The 18,601-nt window shown below is 63.2% G+C and carries 24 protein-coding genes; 11 read left to right on the plus strand and 13 right to left on the minus strand.

What is annotated here, in order from left to right; all coding sequences use genetic code 11:
* Positions 1 to 59 precede the first annotated feature (59 nt).
* Positions 60 to 335, minus strand: coding sequence for a MarR family transcriptional regulator (locus LIW51_RS07300; RefSeq protein WP_227354666.1), 276 nt, complete (start codon positions 333 to 335; stop codon positions 60 to 62).
* A 142-nt stretch (positions 336 to 477) separates the two neighbouring features.
* Here LIW51_RS07300 and pan1 point away from each other — a divergent pair, with 142 nt between their 5' ends.
* Positions 478 to 1,692 (plus strand): proteasome-activating nucleotidase Pan1, encoded by a 1,215-nt coding sequence (gene pan1, locus LIW51_RS07305; protein ID WP_227376541.1) that lies wholly within the window; start codon positions 478 to 480, stop codon positions 1,690 to 1,692.
* Between the two features lie 256 nt (positions 1,693 to 1,948).
* Here the strand turns inward: pan1 and LIW51_RS38455 are convergent, their stop codons facing one another.
* Both LIW51_RS38455 and LIW51_RS07310 read right to left on the minus strand, forming a co-directional pair.
* Entirely contained in the window at positions 1,949 to 2,083 is a 135-nt protein-coding gene (locus tag LIW51_RS38455; protein WP_255767365.1) for a hypothetical protein, read from the minus strand.
* 31 nt (positions 2,084 to 2,114) lie between these two features.
* Entirely contained in the window at positions 2,115 to 2,312 is a 198-nt protein-coding gene (locus LIW51_RS07310; RefSeq protein ID WP_227376542.1) for a DUF5800 family protein, read from the minus strand.
* 116 nt (positions 2,313 to 2,428) lie between these two features.
* On the opposite strand from LIW51_RS07310, the gene LIW51_RS07315 reads away from it, so the two are divergent.
* The 5 genes from LIW51_RS07315 (at position 2,429) to LIW51_RS07335 (ending at position 8,006) form a co-directional block, all read left to right on the plus strand.
* On the plus strand, positions 2,429 to 3,373 hold the full coding sequence (locus LIW51_RS07315) for a polymer-forming cytoskeletal protein (protein WP_227376543.1): 945 nt from the start codon (positions 2,429 to 2,431) through the stop codon (positions 3,371 to 3,373).
* A gap of 188 nt (positions 3,374 to 3,561) precedes the next feature.
* Positions 3,562 to 4,410: an electron transfer flavoprotein subunit beta/FixA family protein gene (locus LIW51_RS07320; protein WP_227376544.1), complete on the plus strand. Its 849-nt coding sequence runs from the start codon at positions 3,562 to 3,564 to the stop codon at positions 4,408 to 4,410.
* A 2-nt stretch (positions 4,411 to 4,412) separates the two neighbouring features.
* On the plus strand, positions 4,413 to 5,951 hold the full coding sequence (locus LIW51_RS07325) for an electron transfer flavoprotein subunit alpha/FixB family protein (RefSeq protein WP_227376545.1): 1,539 nt from the start codon (positions 4,413 to 4,415) through the stop codon (positions 5,949 to 5,951).
* A 4-nt stretch (positions 5,952 to 5,955) separates the two neighbouring features.
* Entirely contained in the window at positions 5,956 to 7,629 is a 1,674-nt protein-coding gene (locus tag LIW51_RS07330; RefSeq protein ID WP_227376759.1) for an FAD-dependent monooxygenase, read from the plus strand.
* Positions 7,626 to 8,006 (plus strand): DUF8055 family protein, encoded by a 381-nt coding sequence (locus LIW51_RS07335; protein WP_227376546.1) that lies wholly within the window; start codon positions 7,626 to 7,628, stop codon positions 8,004 to 8,006. The genes LIW51_RS07330 and LIW51_RS07335 overlap by 4 nt, the downstream gene beginning before the upstream one ends.
* A 16-nt stretch (positions 8,007 to 8,022) precedes the next feature.
* Here LIW51_RS07335 and LIW51_RS07340 read toward each other — a convergent pair whose 3' ends face one another.
* The gene (locus tag LIW51_RS07340) at positions 8,023 to 8,412 is read right to left on the minus strand and encodes a DUF2267 domain-containing protein (protein WP_227376547.1); all 390 of its coding nucleotides are present in this window, start codon (positions 8,410 to 8,412) and stop codon (positions 8,023 to 8,025) included.
* A gap of 116 nt (positions 8,413 to 8,528) precedes the next feature.
* Here LIW51_RS07340 and LIW51_RS07345 point away from each other — a divergent pair, with 116 nt between their 5' ends.
* Both LIW51_RS07345 and LIW51_RS07350 read left to right on the plus strand, forming a co-directional pair.
* Complete coding sequence (locus LIW51_RS07345; protein ID WP_227376548.1) at positions 8,529 to 8,738, plus strand: dodecin family protein; 210 nt, start codon at positions 8,529 to 8,531, stop codon at positions 8,736 to 8,738.
* A 213-nt stretch (positions 8,739 to 8,951) separates the two neighbouring features.
* The gene (locus LIW51_RS07350) at positions 8,952 to 9,500 is read left to right on the plus strand and encodes a DUF2238 domain-containing protein (protein ID WP_227376549.1); all 549 of its coding nucleotides are present in this window, start codon (positions 8,952 to 8,954) and stop codon (positions 9,498 to 9,500) included.
* 66 nt (positions 9,501 to 9,566) lie between these two features.
* Here the strand turns inward: LIW51_RS07350 and LIW51_RS07355 are convergent, their stop codons facing one another.
* A complete protein-coding gene (locus LIW51_RS07355; protein ID WP_227376550.1) occupies positions 9,567 to 10,298 on the minus strand; it encodes a GNAT family N-acetyltransferase in 732 nt (243 codons plus the stop codon).
* 133 nt (positions 10,299 to 10,431) lie between these two features.
* Here LIW51_RS07355 and LIW51_RS07360 point away from each other — a divergent pair, with 133 nt between their 5' ends.
* Together LIW51_RS07360 and LIW51_RS07365 are read left to right on the plus strand one after the other, a co-directional pair.
* Positions 10,432 to 11,613, plus strand: a complete 1,182-nt coding sequence (locus LIW51_RS07360; RefSeq protein ID WP_227376551.1) for a redox-regulated ATPase YchF — start codon at positions 10,432 to 10,434, stop codon at positions 11,611 to 11,613.
* A gap of 25 nt (positions 11,614 to 11,638) precedes the next feature.
* A complete protein-coding gene (locus tag LIW51_RS07365) occupies positions 11,639 to 12,235 on the plus strand; it encodes an NUDIX hydrolase N-terminal domain-containing protein (RefSeq protein ID WP_227376552.1) in 597 nt (198 codons plus the stop codon).
* Positions 12,236 to 12,251: 16 nt separating this feature from the next.
* Here the strand turns inward: LIW51_RS07365 and LIW51_RS07370 are convergent, their stop codons facing one another.
* A complete protein-coding gene (locus LIW51_RS07370) occupies positions 12,252 to 12,887 on the minus strand; it encodes a type 1 glutamine amidotransferase (protein WP_227376553.1) in 636 nt (211 codons plus the stop codon).
* A gap of 32 nt (positions 12,888 to 12,919) precedes the next feature.
* Positions 12,920 to 13,801, minus strand: a complete 882-nt coding sequence (locus LIW51_RS07375) for an alpha/beta fold hydrolase (protein WP_227376554.1) — start codon at positions 13,799 to 13,801, stop codon at positions 12,920 to 12,922.
* Between the two features lie 45 nt (positions 13,802 to 13,846).
* Between LIW51_RS07375 and LIW51_RS07380 the strand changes: the two genes are divergently transcribed.
* A complete protein-coding gene (locus LIW51_RS07380; protein ID WP_227376555.1) occupies positions 13,847 to 14,224 on the plus strand; it encodes a hypothetical protein in 378 nt (125 codons plus the stop codon).
* Between the two features lie 10 nt (positions 14,225 to 14,234).
* On the opposite strand, the gene LIW51_RS07385 is transcribed toward LIW51_RS07380, so the two are convergent.
* The 6 genes from LIW51_RS07385 to LIW51_RS07410 all read right to left on the minus strand — a co-directional run bounded on the left by LIW51_RS07385 (position 14,235) and on the right by LIW51_RS07410 (position 18,582).
* Entirely contained in the window at positions 14,235 to 14,675 is a 441-nt protein-coding gene (locus LIW51_RS07385) for an NUDIX hydrolase (RefSeq protein ID WP_227376556.1), read from the minus strand.
* 119 nt (positions 14,676 to 14,794) lie between these two features.
* Positions 14,795 to 15,574: a class I SAM-dependent methyltransferase gene (locus LIW51_RS07390; protein WP_227376557.1), complete on the minus strand. Its 780-nt coding sequence runs from the start codon at positions 15,572 to 15,574 to the stop codon at positions 14,795 to 14,797.
* A gap of 31 nt (positions 15,575 to 15,605) precedes the next feature.
* Entirely contained in the window at positions 15,606 to 16,457 is an 852-nt protein-coding gene (locus LIW51_RS07395; RefSeq protein WP_227376558.1) for a UbiA family prenyltransferase, read from the minus strand.
* Positions 16,458 to 16,790: 333 nt separating this feature from the next.
* A complete protein-coding gene (locus LIW51_RS07400) occupies positions 16,791 to 17,003 on the minus strand; it encodes a hypothetical protein (RefSeq protein WP_227376559.1) in 213 nt (70 codons plus the stop codon).
* Between the two features lie 230 nt (positions 17,004 to 17,233).
* Positions 17,234 to 18,355: a pyridoxal phosphate-dependent aminotransferase gene (locus LIW51_RS07405; protein WP_227376560.1), complete on the minus strand. Its 1,122-nt coding sequence runs from the start codon at positions 18,353 to 18,355 to the stop codon at positions 17,234 to 17,236.
* A gap of 62 nt (positions 18,356 to 18,417) precedes the next feature.
* Complete coding sequence (locus LIW51_RS07410; protein WP_227376561.1) at positions 18,418 to 18,582, minus strand: hypothetical protein; 165 nt, start codon at positions 18,580 to 18,582, stop codon at positions 18,418 to 18,420.
* Positions 18,583 to 18,601: the final 19 nt, after the last annotated feature.

The raw sequence follows: 18,601 nt of genomic DNA on the forward strand, positions 1-18,601 counted from the left end.
CGGCGACTTCGAGAGAGCATGGCTACGATTGGCCGCGCTCTTATTTATAAAGGTTCGCTCTATTCGAGGTCGAGCGTGTAGAGACGTTTGCGTGCGTCGGAGAACGAAAAGCGCGAGTCCACGAGTTCCTCGTCTTCGAGACGGTTCAACGCGTAGCGAACCGTCCGTGGCGGAAGGAGCGTCTCGTCCGCGAGTTCGCTCTGGGTCATCGTCTCGTTGTATTCGAGCACCTTTGCGACTAGTTTTGCGCTCGGCGGTAGGTCGCGGATGGTGTCGGTCGAGTCCGCGTCTCGCAACCGAGTTCCGTTCGTGTGTGACAGCTCTGGTGCACTCATCAATCACCCATTTCGAATACAGCCTAATAATATTTCCCATTCAGAAATATTACTGCTGGGAATTAGTATTCTACGACAATCAGTGGGGACGAAACGTCACTCACCCGAAGCCTCTTAAGAGACAGGCGCTTATCGGGTACTGATGACCGACACTGTGGAAGACGTTGATCTCCCCTACGACGAGGAGAGTACGTCCCAACAGGATAAGATAGAGGCACTTCAGGAACGCCTCGAAGTCCTCGAATCACAGAACGAGGAGATGCGGGATAAGCTCCTCGACGCGAACGCAGAGAACAACAAATACCAGCAGAAGCTCGAACGACTCACGCACGAGAACAAGAAACTAAAACAGTCGCCGCTGTTCGTCGCCACCGTGCAGGAGATAACGGAGGAGGGCGTCATCATCAAACAGCACGGAAACAATCAAGAGGCCGTTACCGAAGTGACCGACGAGATGCGCACCGACATCGAACCCGATTCGCGCGTTGCCGTCAACAACTCCCTCTCTATCGTGAAGACGCTCGACGACGAGACCGACGTGCGCGCTCGCGTGATGCAGGTCACGAAGAGTCCCGACGTGACCTACACCGATATCGGTGGGCTGGAAGAGCAGATGAACGAAGTCCGCGAGACGGTCGAGATGCCGCTAGAGAGCCCCGACATGTTCGAAGACGTCGGCATCGACCCACCATCTGGCGTTCTGCTCTACGGTCCGCCGGGCACGGGGAAGACGATGTTGGCGAAGGCGGTCGCCAACCAGACCGACGCCACGTTTATCAAGATGGCCGGGTCGGAACTCGTTCACAAGTTCATCGGCGAGGGTGCGAAACTGGTGCGCGACCTCTTCCAAGTCGCCCGTGACCACGAACCCGCCGTCATCTTCATCGACGAGATCGACGCCATCGCGTCGAAGCGCACCGACTCGAAGACGTCGGGCGACGCCGAAGTGCAGCGCACGATGATGCAACTGCTCTCGGAGATGGACGGCTTCGAGGAGCGCGGCGAGATTCGCATCATCGCGGCGACGAACCGCTTCGATATGCTCGACCGTGCCATCCTGCGCCCCGGGCGGTTCGACCGCCTCATCGAGGTGCCGAACCCGAACGAGGAAGGCCGCGAACAGATCTTCCGCATCCACACCCGCGACATGAACGTCGCCGACGACGTGGACTACGTGAGACTCGCAAATGAGACGGGTGACGCCAGCGGTGCCGACATTAAGGCCATCTGCACGGAGGCCGGGATGTTCGCCATCCGCGACGACCGCACCGAGATCACGATGCAGGACTTCCTCGACGCGCGGGAGAAGATCGAAGAAGAAGACGAGGACGACGAAGTCTCCAAGACGTTCGCCTAACGTTCGGGTCGGTCGATTTCTCTCCGTTCGCGTTTTCCCGCTTTCGTAAAAGATAGCTTCGCAGGATGGATTTTGGCGGAGAATTCTCGTTTTAATGGTGCAGTGTCGATTCGGTGTAGCAGTGTCGCTTACCGACGCGAGTAGGCGCGAAGCGCCCTGCGAGCGAACAACTGGGTGAGAATGGCTTTATCGAGGGCTAGCGCTCGGTGCGGTCTCGTTATCTTTCTCTCGAATTCACGCTCTCACCAGGGCCGACTCACAACGCCGTGAAAAGCAGGTACGGAACGCCGAAGAGCAGGACGGTCATCACCGCAAGCACGAGCAGGTAGGACGCGATGGTGCTCGCCGCGGTCACCCACGCGGGGTGGTCGAAGTCGGCAGGGGGGTTCATGTTCCACGTTTTCGATTCCCGCACCTAAACGCTACCGGATGATGTCACCGATCCGACGAGCCTGCCCGCCGAGGGTGGGGTTCTTCTCGACCAGTCTGAGCACCTCGTGGTCGGTCACGTCGTAGTACGATTTCCGTGTCGCTTCCTCGATGAGGTCTTTCGACATGCGAAACTCGGTGCCCTCGTAGACGACGTCGACGCCCTCGTCGTCGAAGGAAAGTGTGGTCATACGCAAGCGTTGGCCGCGACCAAATAAAAAAGCTACAGAACGCGACGGTGCGGGCGGCAGACGCTCGTCAGACACACGCGGGAGGATTTATTACCGGTGACTCGCTGGTAGGATGTGTGCCGCTCCGCTCCGACTCACTGGACACCCTCTCGATTCCCGACGGGACGACCGTCGAAGAACACGACCTCGTGACCGACGGCGATATCATCGTCGGCGCACAGAGCACCGTCGAGTTCGGCGTTCGCGGGAACCACGTCATCGCGGGCGAGCGAGCGACCTTCGGGGGTCACATCGAAGCCGAGGCCGACTGCCGCCTCGACCTCTGGTGCGACGTGGACGGCGACGTGCTCGTCGGACAGGACGCCTACCTCGGCGAGCGCGTCCGCGTCTCGGGACGGCTGATGGTCAGCGGCGACCTCGACATCGGCGACGACGTACAGATCGACGAGGGGTTCGAGGCGAACGGGTGGATCGTCATCCGCAATCCGATGCCGACCGTCGTCTTCCTGTTCGTTTACCTCTCGCAACTCCTGCGACTCGGCGAGGAGGAGACCGCCCAGAACGTCATCGACGAGATGCTGGACGAGACCGAGGCGGACCCGGCGGTCATCCCTCGAAACGCCCGCGTCAGCGACGACGCGTGGCGCGTCTCGACGCCCGCGACCATCGGCGACGACTGTCGCCTACACGGGAACATCCGTGCCGAGGAGATCGAGATGGGCTCGGGCACCGAGTTGTTCGGAAGTCTCCGCGCGCGCGGCGACATTGTCGTCGGCTCCGGAACGCGAATCCACGGAGACGTGACCACCCGCAACGGAACCGTCGTCCTCGAAGAGGAGGCGGAGGTGCTCGGTGACGTCTCTTGCACCGACCTCGAATTCCACGAGAACGCCACCGCCGACGGGACGATGCGCGCCCGCGGCGAGATGACGATGATCCGCACGGAGAAGCGCAAACCGACCGACGAGGTCGAGCGAGAGGCGAACGACGTGGACGAGTCGGTCGATACGACCCACCAACGGGAGCGGAACTCTTCGGACGGTCCCGCCCCACAGGCGTAGTATCTGACACTTTTATCGGTAGCTGACAGTTTCTCTCGGTGGTTTCGCCGGTGCCATAGCTGTCGGCCACCGGAGGTAACGCGCTCGCATGTCGGTTCTCTGTTGGTTCCCCGACAGTATAATAATGACTGAGGGAATGGTAGGAAATGACGTATGCCAACTAAACACATTCACGGTAGGAGGTACCGATGCACTCGGTCGTGTTGACCAAGGGCGTCCCCGACTTCCGCGAAGGGCAGGTGTCGTTCGACGAGGACGGCCATCTAGAGCGCGGAAAGACGCCGACGGTGATGAACCCAAACGACCAGTTCGCGCTGCGGGCAGCCCTCCAGACGAAGGTTAAACACGGAGGGCAGGTGAGCGCGATGAGCATGGGTCCGCCCGGTTATGGCGACGTGCTTCGGGAAGCGATGACGGTGTACGCCGACGACCTCTATCTGCTCTCCGACCGCGAGATGGCCGCAGCGGACACGTGGGCGACCGCGATAACCCTCTCGTCGGGCATCGAGAAGATCGGCGAACCCGACCTCGTGTTCGCCGGGTTCAAGACCGCGGACGGCGAGACGGGGCAGACCGGACCGCAGACGGCGTGGTGTCTCGACTACCCCATCATCACGCACGTCATCGCCATGGAGGTGGACGAAGCGGAGCGACGCGTCCGCGCGAAGCGACTCGTGGAGGGCGACGTGGACGAGATAGAGACCGTCGAATCGCCGCTTCCAGCGTTCATCATCACCGACCCCGAGTACGAGTCGTCGTATCGGAAGGCCACCCACCGACTCCGGCGCAAACAGCTGAAAGACGAGACGGAGGTGCGCGCCGAGGAACACGAAGACCACATGACAACGTGGGATCACGCCGACCTCAACCTCGACCCGGACTACATCGGACTGGACGGATCGCCGACGATCGTGTCGTCGGTCGACCCGATTCCGAAGGCCCCAGCGGAGCGAGAGGCCACGATGGTCACGCCCGACGACGAGGAGGGAATGTCCGAGGTGCTCGAAACGATGCAACCCTTCGCGGCGGGTGACTGACCATGACGGACGTAGACCCCGGCGAGCGAACCGTCGAGGAACTCGAAGACGACGTGAAGACCGTCGAAGACCCCGGCGCGCTGGATGACCTGCTCACCAGTGAGGAGGAAGGCAAAGACCGAACGACGGCGAAGGAGGTCATCCAAGCCCGAATCGACGAAGTTCGGGAGGAGACCGAGGGCGAAGCCACAGAGGACACTGAGACCGAAGGGGAGTACGAAGCGACCGAAGAGGACGTGGAAGACCCCGACGAAGCGGAGGCCACTGCCGAGAAACCCGACGAATCGGAAACGAGCGACGAGGAAGAAGCGGAAGACGAGGAAGATGACGAACTCACCCACCCCACCGCGGACAAGAAGCACGTCAGGGCGCTGGAGGACGGCGTCTACCGCGACATGTGGGTGTACTGCGAGACGCAGGGCGGCGAACTCCTCGACGTATCGCAGGAGATGCTCGGCAAGGCCCGCGAACTGATGGACGACTACGCGGACGAGTACGGCGACGACGAGCGCGTCGTCGCCGTACTCGTCGGCGACGATATGGAGGAACTCGCCGAGGAGTGCATCACCATCGGTGCGGACGTGGCGGTCTACCACGACGACGACCGACTGGAGCGGTTCCGCCACAAACCGTACACGGAGATCGTCGCGGATATGGCCCGAACCGAGGCCGACTGGAAGGAGTACGACAAGCCGCGCTACTTCCTCTTCCCGGCGACAAACAACGGACGCGACCTCTCCGCGCAGGTGCAGGGCGAACTCGACTCTGGCCTCGCCAGCGATTGTTCGGGGCTGACCATCGAGAACGAACTCATCTCCAATCCCGTGAAGACGGGCACGCCCGGCGAGAAGGTCGATTTCGAGCGCGTGCTTCACATGAAGCGTCCGGACTTCTCCGGGTTCGAGTACTCGACCATCCTCTGTCTCGACAACCCCGACAGGGAGTTCCACCCGCAGGGCTGTTCCGTGATTCCGGGGAGCTTCGAACCGATGGAAGCCGACCCGGAGCGCGAGGGCGAGGTCGTCTCCCACGACATCGACCTGCCCGACGACTGGTTCCGCGTCGACGTCTCCGACTGGGACGTGCTCGACACCGGCATCGACCTGACCGGGCGCGAGGTCGTCGTTGCCGTCGGACGCGGTATCGGCAACGATCCGACGAAAGGAATCGAACTCGCGCTCGACCTCGTGGACGCCTTCGACGACGCCGACCTCGGACTGTCGCGCGGCGTCGTCACCGCTTCCTACAGCGTCGAGGGACACGTCGAGCAGTACGTCACCGAAGAGCGCCAGATCGGCGAAACCGGACAGGTCATTCAACCGCCCCTCTACATCGCGGCGGGCATCAGCGGCGCGATTCAACACAAGGTCGGAATGGACGAATCGGACACCATCATCTCCATCAACACCGACCCCGACGCCGACATCAAGGACTTCAGCGATTACTTCGTCGAAGGAGACCTCTTCGAAGTGCTCCCCCGCCTCACGGACGCGGTCGAGGCGGGCGAACTGGATGCGGTCGTAGCGGAAGACGATGACTGAGACGATGACGGAGGAATACGAACACTACGAGGCTGTCGTGGTCGGAGCGGGGCCCGGCGGGGCCGCGGCGGCCGCGACGCTCGCACGGAACGGAATCGAAACGCTCGTCCTCGAACGCGGTGTCGAGGCCGGATCGAAGAACGTCTCCGGCGGACTCATCTACGCCGAGGAGTCCGCCCCCTACACTGTCGACTCGCTGTTCCCCGACTTCCGCGAGGAGGCGGCGGAACGCCCCATCACGGACTACTACATCCACAACGTGGCCGACGAGAAGGTGAAGTCGTTCGACATCACCCGGCTTCACGAGCACGACACGGAGTGGGCCGACGCGGTGCTCCGCCGAAAGATGGACTCGTGGCTCGCCGACCGCGTTCACGAGATGACCAGCGAGACCGGCGGCGGACTGTTGGCGGGCGTGCGAGTGAACGGACTGCTCCGGGAGAACGGCCAGATCGTCGGCGTCACATGCGACGAACTCGACCCCATCACGGCGGATTTCATCGTCGCGGCGGACGGCGTGAACAGCGAACTCGCTCGCGACGCGGGGCTGATGGACTGGGAGGAATCGGACGAGTGGTTCCAGGGCGTCAAAGCCGTCATCGACATGCCCCAGGACGTCGTCGAGAATCGATTCGACGTCGACGACGAGACGGGGAAAGCGCACCTGTTCTCGGGGAACCTCTTCGACGGGGTTCGGGGCGGCGGCTTCCTCTACACGAACGAGGATTCGCTCTCCATCGGCACCGTCTTCCACCTCGACAGCCTCGTCGCGGAGGAAGCGGAACCGCACGAACTGCTCGACAACCTGCTCACCCACCCCCTGCTCGGCCAGTGGCTCAACGGCCACTATGACGAGGTGGAGTACTCTGCGAAGCTCGTCCCCGACTCGAAAAAGGTGGCCCCCCCCGCGCCGCACCGCGGGCGACTCGTGCTCGTCGGCGACGCCGGCGGACAGATGCAGGCACAGGGACCGATAATCAAGGGTATGAACCACGCCGTGACCGCAGGCGCGCTCGCCGCGGAGTCGTTCGCGGAAGCGCGCATGCGCGGCGAACCGGAGCAGGCGGGTAAGCTCTACGCGAAGAAGTTGAAAGACGAAGGCGTAATGGGCAAACTCCGCCCGAAGCAGTACCGAACCCTCGGACAGCTAGGCGAGAACGAGCAGGCCGCGAGCATCACGGACAGCCTGCTCTCCTCGAAGCTCGGGCGAGCGGTGCTCCGATCGGGCGTCGTAGAAGGTCAGCTCGAACGACTGTACAGTTCGCCGTTCCTCTCCTCGATGATCCCGGACACGCAGACGCCCTACGTCACGCTTCCGACGGTCATCGCGGAGGAACTCGGAACGCCGGTGACGGACGAGAACGAGATCGAACCGAAGAGCCTCGCCGACCGAATCGGCGACCTGACCTACGACACCGACGTGGGCAACCCCCACATCCGCCTGCGAAACGACTCCTACGAAGCCAGCGGCGCGGCGGTCTCGGCGTGTCCCGTCAGCGCGAAGGACTTCGGCGGCGGATGTTACCGCGAGGAGACCGTGCAGGTGAACGGACACGAGGAGAAGATAGTCAGCCTCGACACGCAGCCGTGCGTCGAGTGTGGCACCTGCGCCATCGTCGCGGAGACCGAGTGGGAGCACCCGCGCGGTAACAAGGGCGTGGAGTTCAGAGAGGGATGACCGAGCACCGCGACCGAATCGCCGCGCTGGCGGAGCGCGCCCGGAGCGACCGCGAATCGTTCGACCCGCCCGCCGACCCGCCGGACGAGGAACGGGCGCTGTCGTACCTTCGGGACGGCGTCGGCGATGTCGTCGCGGTGTATGTCGAGGGGCGAACCGGCGAGTTCGCCCGTTTCGATGAGTCGGAGATGGCCGGGCTAGAGCGGGCGCTCAACGACTGGTTGGCGCTGTACGCGCGGTGTTACGGCCAGGAGATAGAGACCGATTTCACGGTTCGTGAGGTCGCGGAGATGGTCGTGAAGACGCACGACATCCGTGACACAGCGCAGTTGTTGACCCGCGTCCCGAGTCCGGAAGCTCGGCGGGCGCGGAGTTAGCGCCCCGAATCCGGCGTCAGTCAAACTCCACGCCGACGAGTTTGAAGAGTGGGTCGTACTCCTCGGGAAGCTGTTGGCGAACCTGCTGGAATTCCCCTTCCGGGACGACCTCGGCGAGGAGCGACACGATGGACTGCGCGTAGAAGTTCGCCTCGTCCCGTTCGACGCTCGCCCGGTCGGCGACGCGGGAGACGAACTCGTCGTAATCGAATCGCTGACCAGACTCGGCGTTTTCGAGGTACCAGTCGATCTCCATCGGAAGCGGACCGGCGAGGTCGGTCGCTTCGCCTTCCTGTAATCGCTCGCCGAGCGTCGTCAGCGTGGCGCGGATCGCTCGAACCGTCTTGCCTTGCTTCCCCAGTTCCAGTCGGTGCTGCACCTGACCGATGAACTCACTGTAATCCATGTTCTCCCCAGCGGGGGAACGACGGGACGGTACAAGTATCGACCGGCAGTTTCTCGCACCTCGATTCACGAGTCGGCCACAAGAGGCTATGTCCGGGACAGCGTAGGGTGTGTGCCATGACGGCAGTGAAGATAATCAAAGTGCTCGGCACCTCCGACGAATCGTGGGAGGACGCCGCCCGCGAGGCGGTCGAACAGGCTAGTCAGACCATCGACGACATCCACGGTATCGAAGTCGAAGACTGGACGGCGGACGTGGAAGACGGGGAGATAACGGGATACAAGACGACCGTCGAAGTCGCGTTCCCGGTTCGCCACGAGCAGTAGCGCGGGGGTGGCGGGCGGCGGGCGAATCGCTCTGTAATCGTGATCCTTTTTCAATCGCGCGTGATTGCCGGGGAGATAGCTCCGTGACTCGACTGCCGCGGACAGCAGCGCTTCACGAGTTCGGGCGACTGCCGACCGGGAATGCGAACCTATTTCCGGCTGTCACCGTCACCATCGACTACTGCACTCATGACGGGAACAGTGTGGCGTTCTATGGCTCGAAGGGCCGAACGCAGCATCAGGCTTGCGACTCTCGGCGTGTTCACCGAGGGTCTTCGCCGACGGAACTCGGGCGGGGTCGTGAACGCCATTCTCGCATTCGCGGCCACCTACTTCCCCGACGTCGTCGAACACCGGTACGACGTCACGTTCCGGCCGTGGCAACGCGTGTACACGGCGATCGTAATGCTCGCTCACGCCGTCGGAATGCTCGGCCCGTACGACGACACGTGGTGGTGGGACCACGTCACGCACACCCTCTCCGCGACGCTCCTCGGCGGATTCGTCCACGCCGCCGCCGACCGTCGCGGCGACGACCCCCGACCGCACGTTCTTGCCGTCATCGTCGGTGCCGGCGTCCTGTGGGAGATCATGGAGTACGCCGTCCACGCGGTCACCGACCGCCTCGGCCTCGACCCCGTGCTCATCCCGTACAGCGCGCGCGACACCGTCCTCGACCTCTGTTTCAACCTCCTCGGCGCGCTTCTCGTGCTCGCGTTCGGCGACCGCCTCCTCCGGAACTTCACCCGGCACAGCGATTAACAGCGGCGGTTACTCGATTCGCACGATGGATTTCGGCGGTAGGAAAGACCTCGAGTCTCGGCGGCGCTACAGCTTCACCGCCATCATCACTTCGTCCACGTAGTCGCCGTTCATCTTGTAGTGGTCTTCGCGCACCGCCTCGGTCTCCCAGTCGTGGGCTTCGAGGAACGCGATGGCGTTCTGGTTGGTCGAGGGGGCGCTCTGGTACACCTTCTCGTAGCCGTTCGACCCGGCCCACTCCAGTCCGCGTTCGAGGAGGTGGCTGCCGATACCGTTACCGCGGTACTCCTCCAGCACGCCGACCGTCAGTTCGGCGGTGTGACTGAGTTTGTCGAGTTCGGGTGCGTGAAGGTGTACCCACCCGACGACTTCATCGTCGACCGTCGCTACGAAGAACATCCGCGATTCGAGTTCGTTGTGGCGGAGCAGGGCGTCCTGATGGTCGATCTCGTCGGCGACGCTCTCGGCGACGATGTAGGACCCCTCCTCCGCGACCTGTCGAATCGCGCCGACGATGCCGGAGAGGTCTTCCTGTCGGGCGGGCCGAATGACGAACGCCACGTCCTCGGTGTCGTACTCCTCCTCGGCGCCGGTTTCGAGCGCGACAGAGAGGACGCCGTCGTCCTCCGTGAGGTAGCCGTCGCGCCGGAGGATGGCGACGTGATGGCGGAATCCGCTGGGGTCGATTCGGAGCGTCCCCTGCACCTCGTCGGCGTTCGCGGTACCGTGTCGCTCCACGTACTCGTAGATTTGCTTGCGGTCTTCGTGGCCGAACTCGAGTTTCTCGGAGAACTCCATGACCACTGTTACCACTCATCAGCACTTATTTTTATCGACGGCGTCGCTCGCTATCGAGGGTCACTCGATTTCGACCCCGTCCCCGCCTCGGAGAACCGAAAGGTAGTTCCACGACACCCTGATAGGAGTACGCATGATTTCCATCGCGCTAGCGGGCAAACCCAACGCCGGGAAGTCCACCTTCTACAAGGCGGCGACGCTGGCCGAGGTGGACGTGGCGAACTACCCCTTCACCACCATCGACGCGAACCGCGGGGTGAGCTACGTCCGCACGGACTGTCCCTGCCTCGAACGCAACGAGCGGTGCGGCAACGAGAACTGCCACGACGGAAAACGCTACGTCCCCGTCGAACTGCTCGACGTGGCCGGACTCGTGCCGGGCGCACACGAGGGGCGCGGCCTCGGCAACCAGTTTCTGGACGAGTTGACGAACGCCGACGCCATCGTCAACGTCGTGGACGCTTCCGGCGGGACGAACGAGGAGGGCGAACCCGTCGAGGTCGGGAGCTACGACCCCGTCGAGGAGGTGAACTTCATTGAGGAGGAGATGGATCAGTGGTTGGCCGGTATCATCGAGCGCAACTGGGAGGGAGTCGAACGCCAATCCCGCTCGCCCGGCTTCGACATCGACGACGCCCTCGCGGAGCTGCTGACGGGGTTCGGCGCGACCGAACACGAAGTGGCCGCTAGCCTCCGCGAACTGGACTACCCCGACGACCCCCAACAGTGGACGGACGAACACCGCGAGGAACTCGCCCGCGACATCCGCGCTCGAACCAAACCCATCATCCTCGTCGCCAACAAGGCCGACGTCGCTCCGGAGGAGAACGTCGAACGCCTCCGCGAGACGGACAAACTCGTCGTTCCCGCAACCGCGGAGGGCGAACTCGCGCTCAGGCAGGGGGTCGAGGCGGGCGTCGTGGACTACGACCCCGGCGACGACGATTTCGACGTGGTCGGCGACGTCAGCGACCAACAAAAGGCGGGACTCGAACGAATTCGAACCGTCATGCGGGAGTGGGGCGGCACGGGCGTTCAGCAAGCCCTCGATTCGGCGGTGTACGACCTACTCGACCGAATCACGGCCTACCCGGTGCAGAACGAATCCAAGTGGACGGACGGACAGGGGAACGTCCTCCCCGACGCCTTCCTGCTCCCGCGCGGTTCGACGCCTCCGGATCTCGCCTACGCGGTTCATAGCGACATCGGCGACAGCTACCTCCACGCCGTGAACGCGAAGACCGACCGCGACATCGGTGACTCCTACGAACTGGAGGAGGGCGACGTGATAAAGATCGTCAGCACCGCGAAGTAGATCCGAACCAGACGGCCCTACTATGATGAACACCGACGACGACTTTCTCGCCCTGCTCGACGAACTCCGCATCGTGGCGCAGGTCGGGCTGGAACACGCGGACGACCCCTACGACGAGGAACGTTACGAGCGAATCCTGACGCTGGTCAGCGAGTGGTACGGTCAGTCAGTCGATCTACCGCCCGAAGACGTTCGTGCGCGTTTCGCCGGGGAAGTCGGCTACGTCACGCCGAAGGTGAGCGCCGACGCGGCCGTTTTCAATGCCGACGGGAGAGTTCTCCTCCAACTGCGCGCGGACGACGAAACGTGGTGTCTTCCGGGCGGCTTCTCGGACCCCAACGAGTCACCCGACGAAACCGTCGTTCGCGAGACGCGAGAGGAAACCGGTCTCGCGGTCGAACCGAACGACTTCGTCGGCGTCTACACCCGAAAACCCGGCGAGTATGGCCCGCACTGTTTGGTGAGACACGTCTATCTCTGCACCGTCACAGGGGGTGAGATCGAGACGTCCCGCGAAGGAACCGACGTTCGGTACCGGGCTATCGAGGACGTTCCCGTATGGCACAAAGACCATGAAGCAATCGCCCGCGATGCCCGCGACCACTGGCACAGTTCGGGGTAGGGAGTCCACGAAAACGTCAGTCGTCGACCAGTCGAGCGAAGTTCTCGAAGACCTTCTCCCCGGTCGCGTCGGCGAACGAGAGGTCGTTTTCGTGCCAGTTAAAATCGGCGGCGATCTTCGGCAGAAGCGCGTCGGTGAACTCCGGATGGAACTGTACCGTCCAGAGCGGTGCGTCCCGGTGTCGGGTAGCGAAGTGTTCACAGTGAGGAGCCGAGGCGATGCTTTCCATCCCGTCGCCCAGTTCGGTCACGTGGTCGCCGTGAATCGCCGGAATCACGTCGTCGACTCCTTCGAACAGCGGGTCGTCCGCGAAATCGGCGTGCACCAGTTCCGCCATCAACCCGCGGTGTTCGACCGATCCGCCGAGCGCGTAATTCACGAGTTGGTGGCCGAAACAGACGCCAAGCGTGGGAATCCGACGCTCGACTAGTTCACGAACCAGCGCGGCCTCCTCGTCCATCCACGGGTACTCCTCGCGCTCGTACACGCCCGCCGTGCTCCCGGCGACGACGATCCCGTCGACGCCTAAAAGCGACGGTCGGTCATCTTCGTTCACGTAGTCGTAGACCGCGTGCTCCGGGAGGAACTCGGACATCGCGCGGACAAAGTAACGAACCTCCGGATTCACCTCGTTCTCCAGTACGAGCAGCATCGTGTGGCTATCGGTCGGAGCCGACGAAAAATCTATGGCCCGAAAAATTCGACCAGCAGTTCGTTCACGTGGTCGGGACGGTCGTTCTGCACACCGTGTCCCACCTCCGGCAATCGCTCGACTCTGATGTCGGACACCCATCGCTCCAGTCCGTCCGTCAACTCGACTGCGAGCGCCGGGTCTCGCTCGCCCCAGATTAACAGCGTCGGGACGCACACGTCGAACGAGCGCCTCGTCCCGCCGAGGAGGACGCGAAGTTCCTCACGAGCGTTCTCGCGGAACGCCGCCCGATAGTAGTCGATGGAGGCCGTCAGCGCACCCGGTCGGGCGGCGGCTTCGACGTACCGGCGGATGTCTCTCTCGGTGAATGCATCCGGGTTCTCGGCGCTTCCGCGGAGCATCCCCTCAATACCGGCGTAGTTGCGGGCGGACAGCAGGAGCTCCGGTAGTTTCGGTAGCTGAAAGAAAAGCGCGTACCACGAGCGCAGCAGCTGTTCGGGCGACCGAATCGCCTCTCTATATCTGCCGGGATGCGGGGCGTTCAGCACTGCGAGCCGTTCGACGTGCTCGGGGTGGCGAATCGCCGTCTCCCACGCGACCAGTCCGCCCCAATCGTGTCCTACGACGTGTGCGGTCTCCTCGTCGAAGTGGTCGACGAGCGCCACCACATCGCCGACCAGTTTGTCCAGTCGATACTGCCCGACCCCTCGCGGCTTCTCGGAGGTGTTGTAGCCCCGCATGTCCGGCGCGACGACGCGGAATCCGGCTTCGACGAGCGCCGGAATCTGCTCGCGCCACGAGTACCAGAACTCCGGAAATCCGTGCAGAAGAACGACGAGTGGGCCGTCTCCCGCTTCGACGTAGTGGAGCCGAACGCCGTCGACGACCGCCTCGTCGTGAGCGAGCTCTGTCACGGTTACATCGACGGGATTTTCGCGGATAAGCGTTGACGTGGACGCATGTCCGGGTCGTTCGTCGTTCCGCTGGCCGAGGTTCGGCCGAGTCAGCTGTATCTGAACGGAGCCAAACTCGCGTCGGTCGCGGCGTGGTTCGACTTCGACAGCCCGAACTATGACCCGCTTCCCGTTCGGGAGATTGGCGGCGAGTGGACGCTGACGGACGGCCACACCCGCGCGTTCGTCGCACACCTCGCGGGTACGGGGGAACTTCGCGTCGTCCGAGACACCGACGATATTTCGATGCCCGTGTACGAGCAGTGCGTGTCGTGGTGCGAGGACGAAAGAATCACCGAAATCGCTGACCTCGCGGGGCGAGTGGTTTCGGACTCGACGTTCGAAGAGCGTTGGACCCGGCGGTGTCGGTCGCTCGACGCGTGACTCGCGCCGACTACAGCACTCGCTCGATGTGGTCGTCCATATCTCGTGCGAGTGACATCGTTTCCGGATGAATCCAGAAGTAACGATAGACGACGCCGCAGTCGTTGCCGTCGCCCGTGACGGTGTGTCGCCACTCGTCGCGGCCCTCGTCGGCCTCAATGTGGAAAAAGTGGCGGCGGTAGGCTTTCGGCTTTTCGTGGTGGTGCCACACGTCCGTGGTCAGCCGGCGTATCGACTCGAACTCCGTCAGACCGCTCTCCTCTTTCACTTCCCGGACGACCGCCTCGCGGGGGGCTTCCCCGTCCTCGATACCGCCTTTCGGAACCTGCACGCCCGCCTCCCGGTCGGCGTGTTCGAACACGAGTAGCTCGGTTCGCGCGCAGTCGCGGGTGACGTAGGCGTAGGCTTTCTCGGCGGTTACGGCAGGTTCGGTCACGAGTACGTCTTCCAAACGGTAAGGGGGAGTGTAAGTATTATTTCGGTCAGCTGTCCGATTCGAACGTCGCCTCGGTGTGCCACTCGCGCCCGGGATTTTGGCTTCACACTCGACGTCTTCTCGTTTGGCGACGCTTATCCACGCGCAACGAACGTCCCGACGTCCTTCGAGACGCGGAAGACGCCGTCTTCGAACTGGGCCGCGAACGCCCCTCGCAGGTCGTCCGCGAGGGATTCGTCCACGTCCTCGCGCGAGAGGGCGTACGCGACCACCGGTTCGACATCGGTAACGGCGAGGGCGGTGTCGTATCGTCGGAGTTCGACGTCGTCGAACCGATGGTCGAGTTGTTCGTGCCCGTTTTCGAGCGTGAACCCCGTCGAACGCGCCGGTCTCTCGCCGAGCACCGATTCGAGGGTGTCGAAGAGTTCGACCAAGTGACGGTCACCGTTCGTCGTCGCGTACAGGATTCCGGCGGGTTTCAGCACCCGACGCAACTCCGCGATGGCGGCCTCACGGTCGCGAACGTGGTACAGCATATGGTTTGCCGTCGCCGCGTCGAACGAGTCGTTCTTGAAGGGGAGGTCGCTCGCGTCGGCGACCCGCGACGAGAACGACCCGTCGCAGTCGGTGACGTTCTCGCGGGCGGTCTCGACCATCCCCGGCGAGAAATCTGTCAACATAATCGACCACCTATCTGGAATGCGTTTGCGGTTCGCGCTCCACAACTCCGCCGGGCCGCACCCGACGCAGAGCACTCGCGCGTCGGAGTTGCAGTCGAACTGGTCAAACTGCCACGCGCGGAACTCGCGTTCCGCCGTGCTGTACTCTTTGTGGAAGGCGATTCGAGCGTCCAAATTCTCGGAATCCGCGTACTGCTCGGCGAGTACGTCGGACGATTCGAGCCAGTCGGGCATACGAACTGCTGTACTCGCGCCGGGAAAAGTGTTAGGAAAGTGGACGGAACCAGACCGCCGCGAGCAGCAGCGCGAGGAAGACGTACGACCCGCGGATGAGCAACATCGTGGCGAGTTCCGGTCCAGTTCGATACGCGATACCCGCCACGACGGCGAACGCCACCGCCGCGAGGACGGTACTCGGCGGAAAGACCCGCGCCACGGCGAAGCCGAGGACGCCGAGCAGGGCGAGCACCATGAGGGCGAACGCGGTGGTTCGAGCACGCTCGCGTCCGAGGACGACCGCGACGGTGCGCTTCGAGATGGTGCGGTCGTACTCGTAGTCCTGCGCGTCGTCGACGACCTTCACGCCCGAGAGGAGCACGAGGAAGACGAGCGCGAACGCGGCGGAGACGGGCGCGAACGTCCGGGTCTGCACGTAGTAGCCGCCGAGGATGGCGAGCGCGATGCCGAACGGATAGCCGCTCGTCGCGGTGACGGGGTTCGTGTCGAGTTGCGGCGCGTGGAAGTAGCCGACGAACCACGTCGGGAGTGTGACGAGCGCCGCGCCGAGGCCGACGACCGCCCAGAGTCCGGCGAGACATGCGAAGAAGAGGGCGGTCGCGGCGGCGAGCAGGAGTTTACACCCCTTGGCGGTCAGGGGGTGGTCGTCGTCCTCGCCGCGGACGTGAAAATCGACGTAGCCGTCCTTGACGTGGGCCGTGTAGACCGCCGCGAAGATGGCAGTCACGTGGAGCGCCCCCGTCACGAGCGAGAACTGCTGGGCTAACATGCTCCCGAACCACGAGGCGGCGATGGGCGGGAGCATGAACACCGGATGAACCTGCGAAGTGACGGCGCGGGTGGCGGGAGCGACGCCGGAACCGCGGCGCGAGATGGACATCGAATCGAATCACGGTTGCGACGAAGATAAAATCACAGGCCAATGTGGGGTGTAGTACTACCGTCCGAAACAAAATCGTCGGTTATCGGCTTCTGGTTCCGACGGTCGGACACGGCGTAGTCGTCTCGGTGCGATTAGTTTCAGTTCCAGTGGTGAAGACCCCACCTTCGGTGCCGGTTGTGAACGTGCCATCTTCGGTGCGGGTAGTGACGGTCTCGGTCGTCCCGGTCGTGAAGCGATCGCCGTCTTCGGTTCCGGTCGTGAAGTTTCCGCCATCCGTCGTTCGGATCGTTCTCGTCGCTCGAGTTCGGTCTTCCCCGGTGGTGAAGTTGTCTACCGTCCCCGTCTCGAACGTCGTTCGAGTCTCGTTGAATCGTCATCGGTGGTTCCGGTGGTTGGACACGGATTCGTCGTTCCTGTACGGTTTTGGTTCGAATGGACACTGTTCTCGGCCGAGAAGGAGAATGCATTCCCGCCGACACTCAATACGAATCCTGCGACGACCACGACCGCGAGAGCGTACAATGCTGGTGATGACTCCGTCATGATTTCACCGACTCGGAGAATCAACCCTGACGAATTTCAGTAGCGGCGGTCGTTTTATCCGTCCGTTCGCTTCTAGAAGCTGATTCGTAATCTCGGAGGGGGATTTCCACGTACTAACGAGCGGTGTCCGTCCACAGCAGCGAATCCACCGTCGATTACCACGGCAAGGCTGTACAGCATCGTCACAAGCGAAAGCGGTGCAGTACTTCTTTGAGGAAGGGAGAATTCGATTACCGAACCGCGCGCGCCGCTTCACCCATCACTTCGAGTGCTTCTTCGATCTCCTCGATGCCCGTCGCGTAGGAGATGCGGGCGTATCCCGCGCCGTTCTCGCCGAAGGCTTCGCCGGGGACGACGATGACGCCGCGCGAGAGCACCTCGTCCACCCATCCCTCGGGAACCTTCGGCATCGCGTAGAACGCCCCGGATGGCGTCGGGGTTTCGAGACCGATGGCGGAGAGGCCGTCCAAGAGCACGTCCCGGCGCTCTTCGAAGGCGGCGACCATCTCGTCGACGGGGTCTTGCGGGCCGGAGAGGGCGGCTTCCGCGGCGAACTGTGCCGGGGCGCTCGCGCAGGCCTGCACGTACTGGTGGACGCGGAGCATTCGCTCGATTCGCCGCTCGCTCGCCGCGACCCAGCCGAGTCGCCACCCGGTCATCGAGTAGGATTTCGAGCAGGCGTTGACGACGACGACGTTGTCGGACTCGGCGAACTGCATGGGCGAGTGGTGGTCGCCGTCGAAGACGATGTGTTCGTACACCTCGTCGGAGATACAGAGCACGTCGTGCTCGTCGGCGATGCGGGCAAACTCCCGGATATCTTCTTCGCCGGACACCGCGCCGGTCGGGTTGCCGGGGCTGTTGACGACGAACGCCGCCGTCTCCTCGGTGATGTTCTCCTCGACGGTCGCAGGGTCGAGCGTCAGGTCTTCGCGGACGGGCACGGGTTTCGGCGTCCCCCCGGCGATGTGCGTCAGGGCGTCGTAGGCGACGAATCCGGGGTCGGGGAAGATGACCTCCTCGCCCGGATCCACATGGGCTTCCATGACGATATGGAGGGCTTCGCTCCCGCCCGCGGTGGCGATGACGTTCTCCGGCGAGATGTCCAGGTCGTTGTCCCGCTCGTGTTTCGCGCTGATGGCGTCCCGAAGCTGCGGGAAGCCCTTGTTCGGCGTGTAGGCGTCGGTCGCACCCGATTCGATGGCGTCGAGCGCGGCGCGCCGAGCGTGATCCGGTGTCGGGAAGTCGGGTTGCCCGATGCCGAGGTTGATGGCGTCCTCGCCCGCGGCCTCGAACACCTTCCGGATACCGCTTATCGATACGCGTTCGACCCTGTCCGAAAAGCCGGTCATACGCCCGAAACGACGGAACGCGGTGCGATAATTCTTCTCCTATCGGGTCGCGCGCTTATCGGTCAATCGACCTGCGCTCGGAGCGCGTCGAGGTGGTCTCGGAGCACCGACAGGGCGGCGTCGGCGTCCATGTAGCCCTTCTCGTACTCCGAGTACACTTTGTCCACGTCGCGGAGGAACTGCTGTAGGTCGACGTCTTCGGCGTCGGTTGCGTCGGCATCGGTCATATCTCCGGAGAGGCGGTTC

It is taken from the genome of Haladaptatus halobius (assembly GCF_020618475.1).
Taxonomy (GTDB): Archaea; Halobacteriota; Halobacteria; order Halobacteriales; family Haladaptataceae; genus Haladaptatus; species Haladaptatus halobius.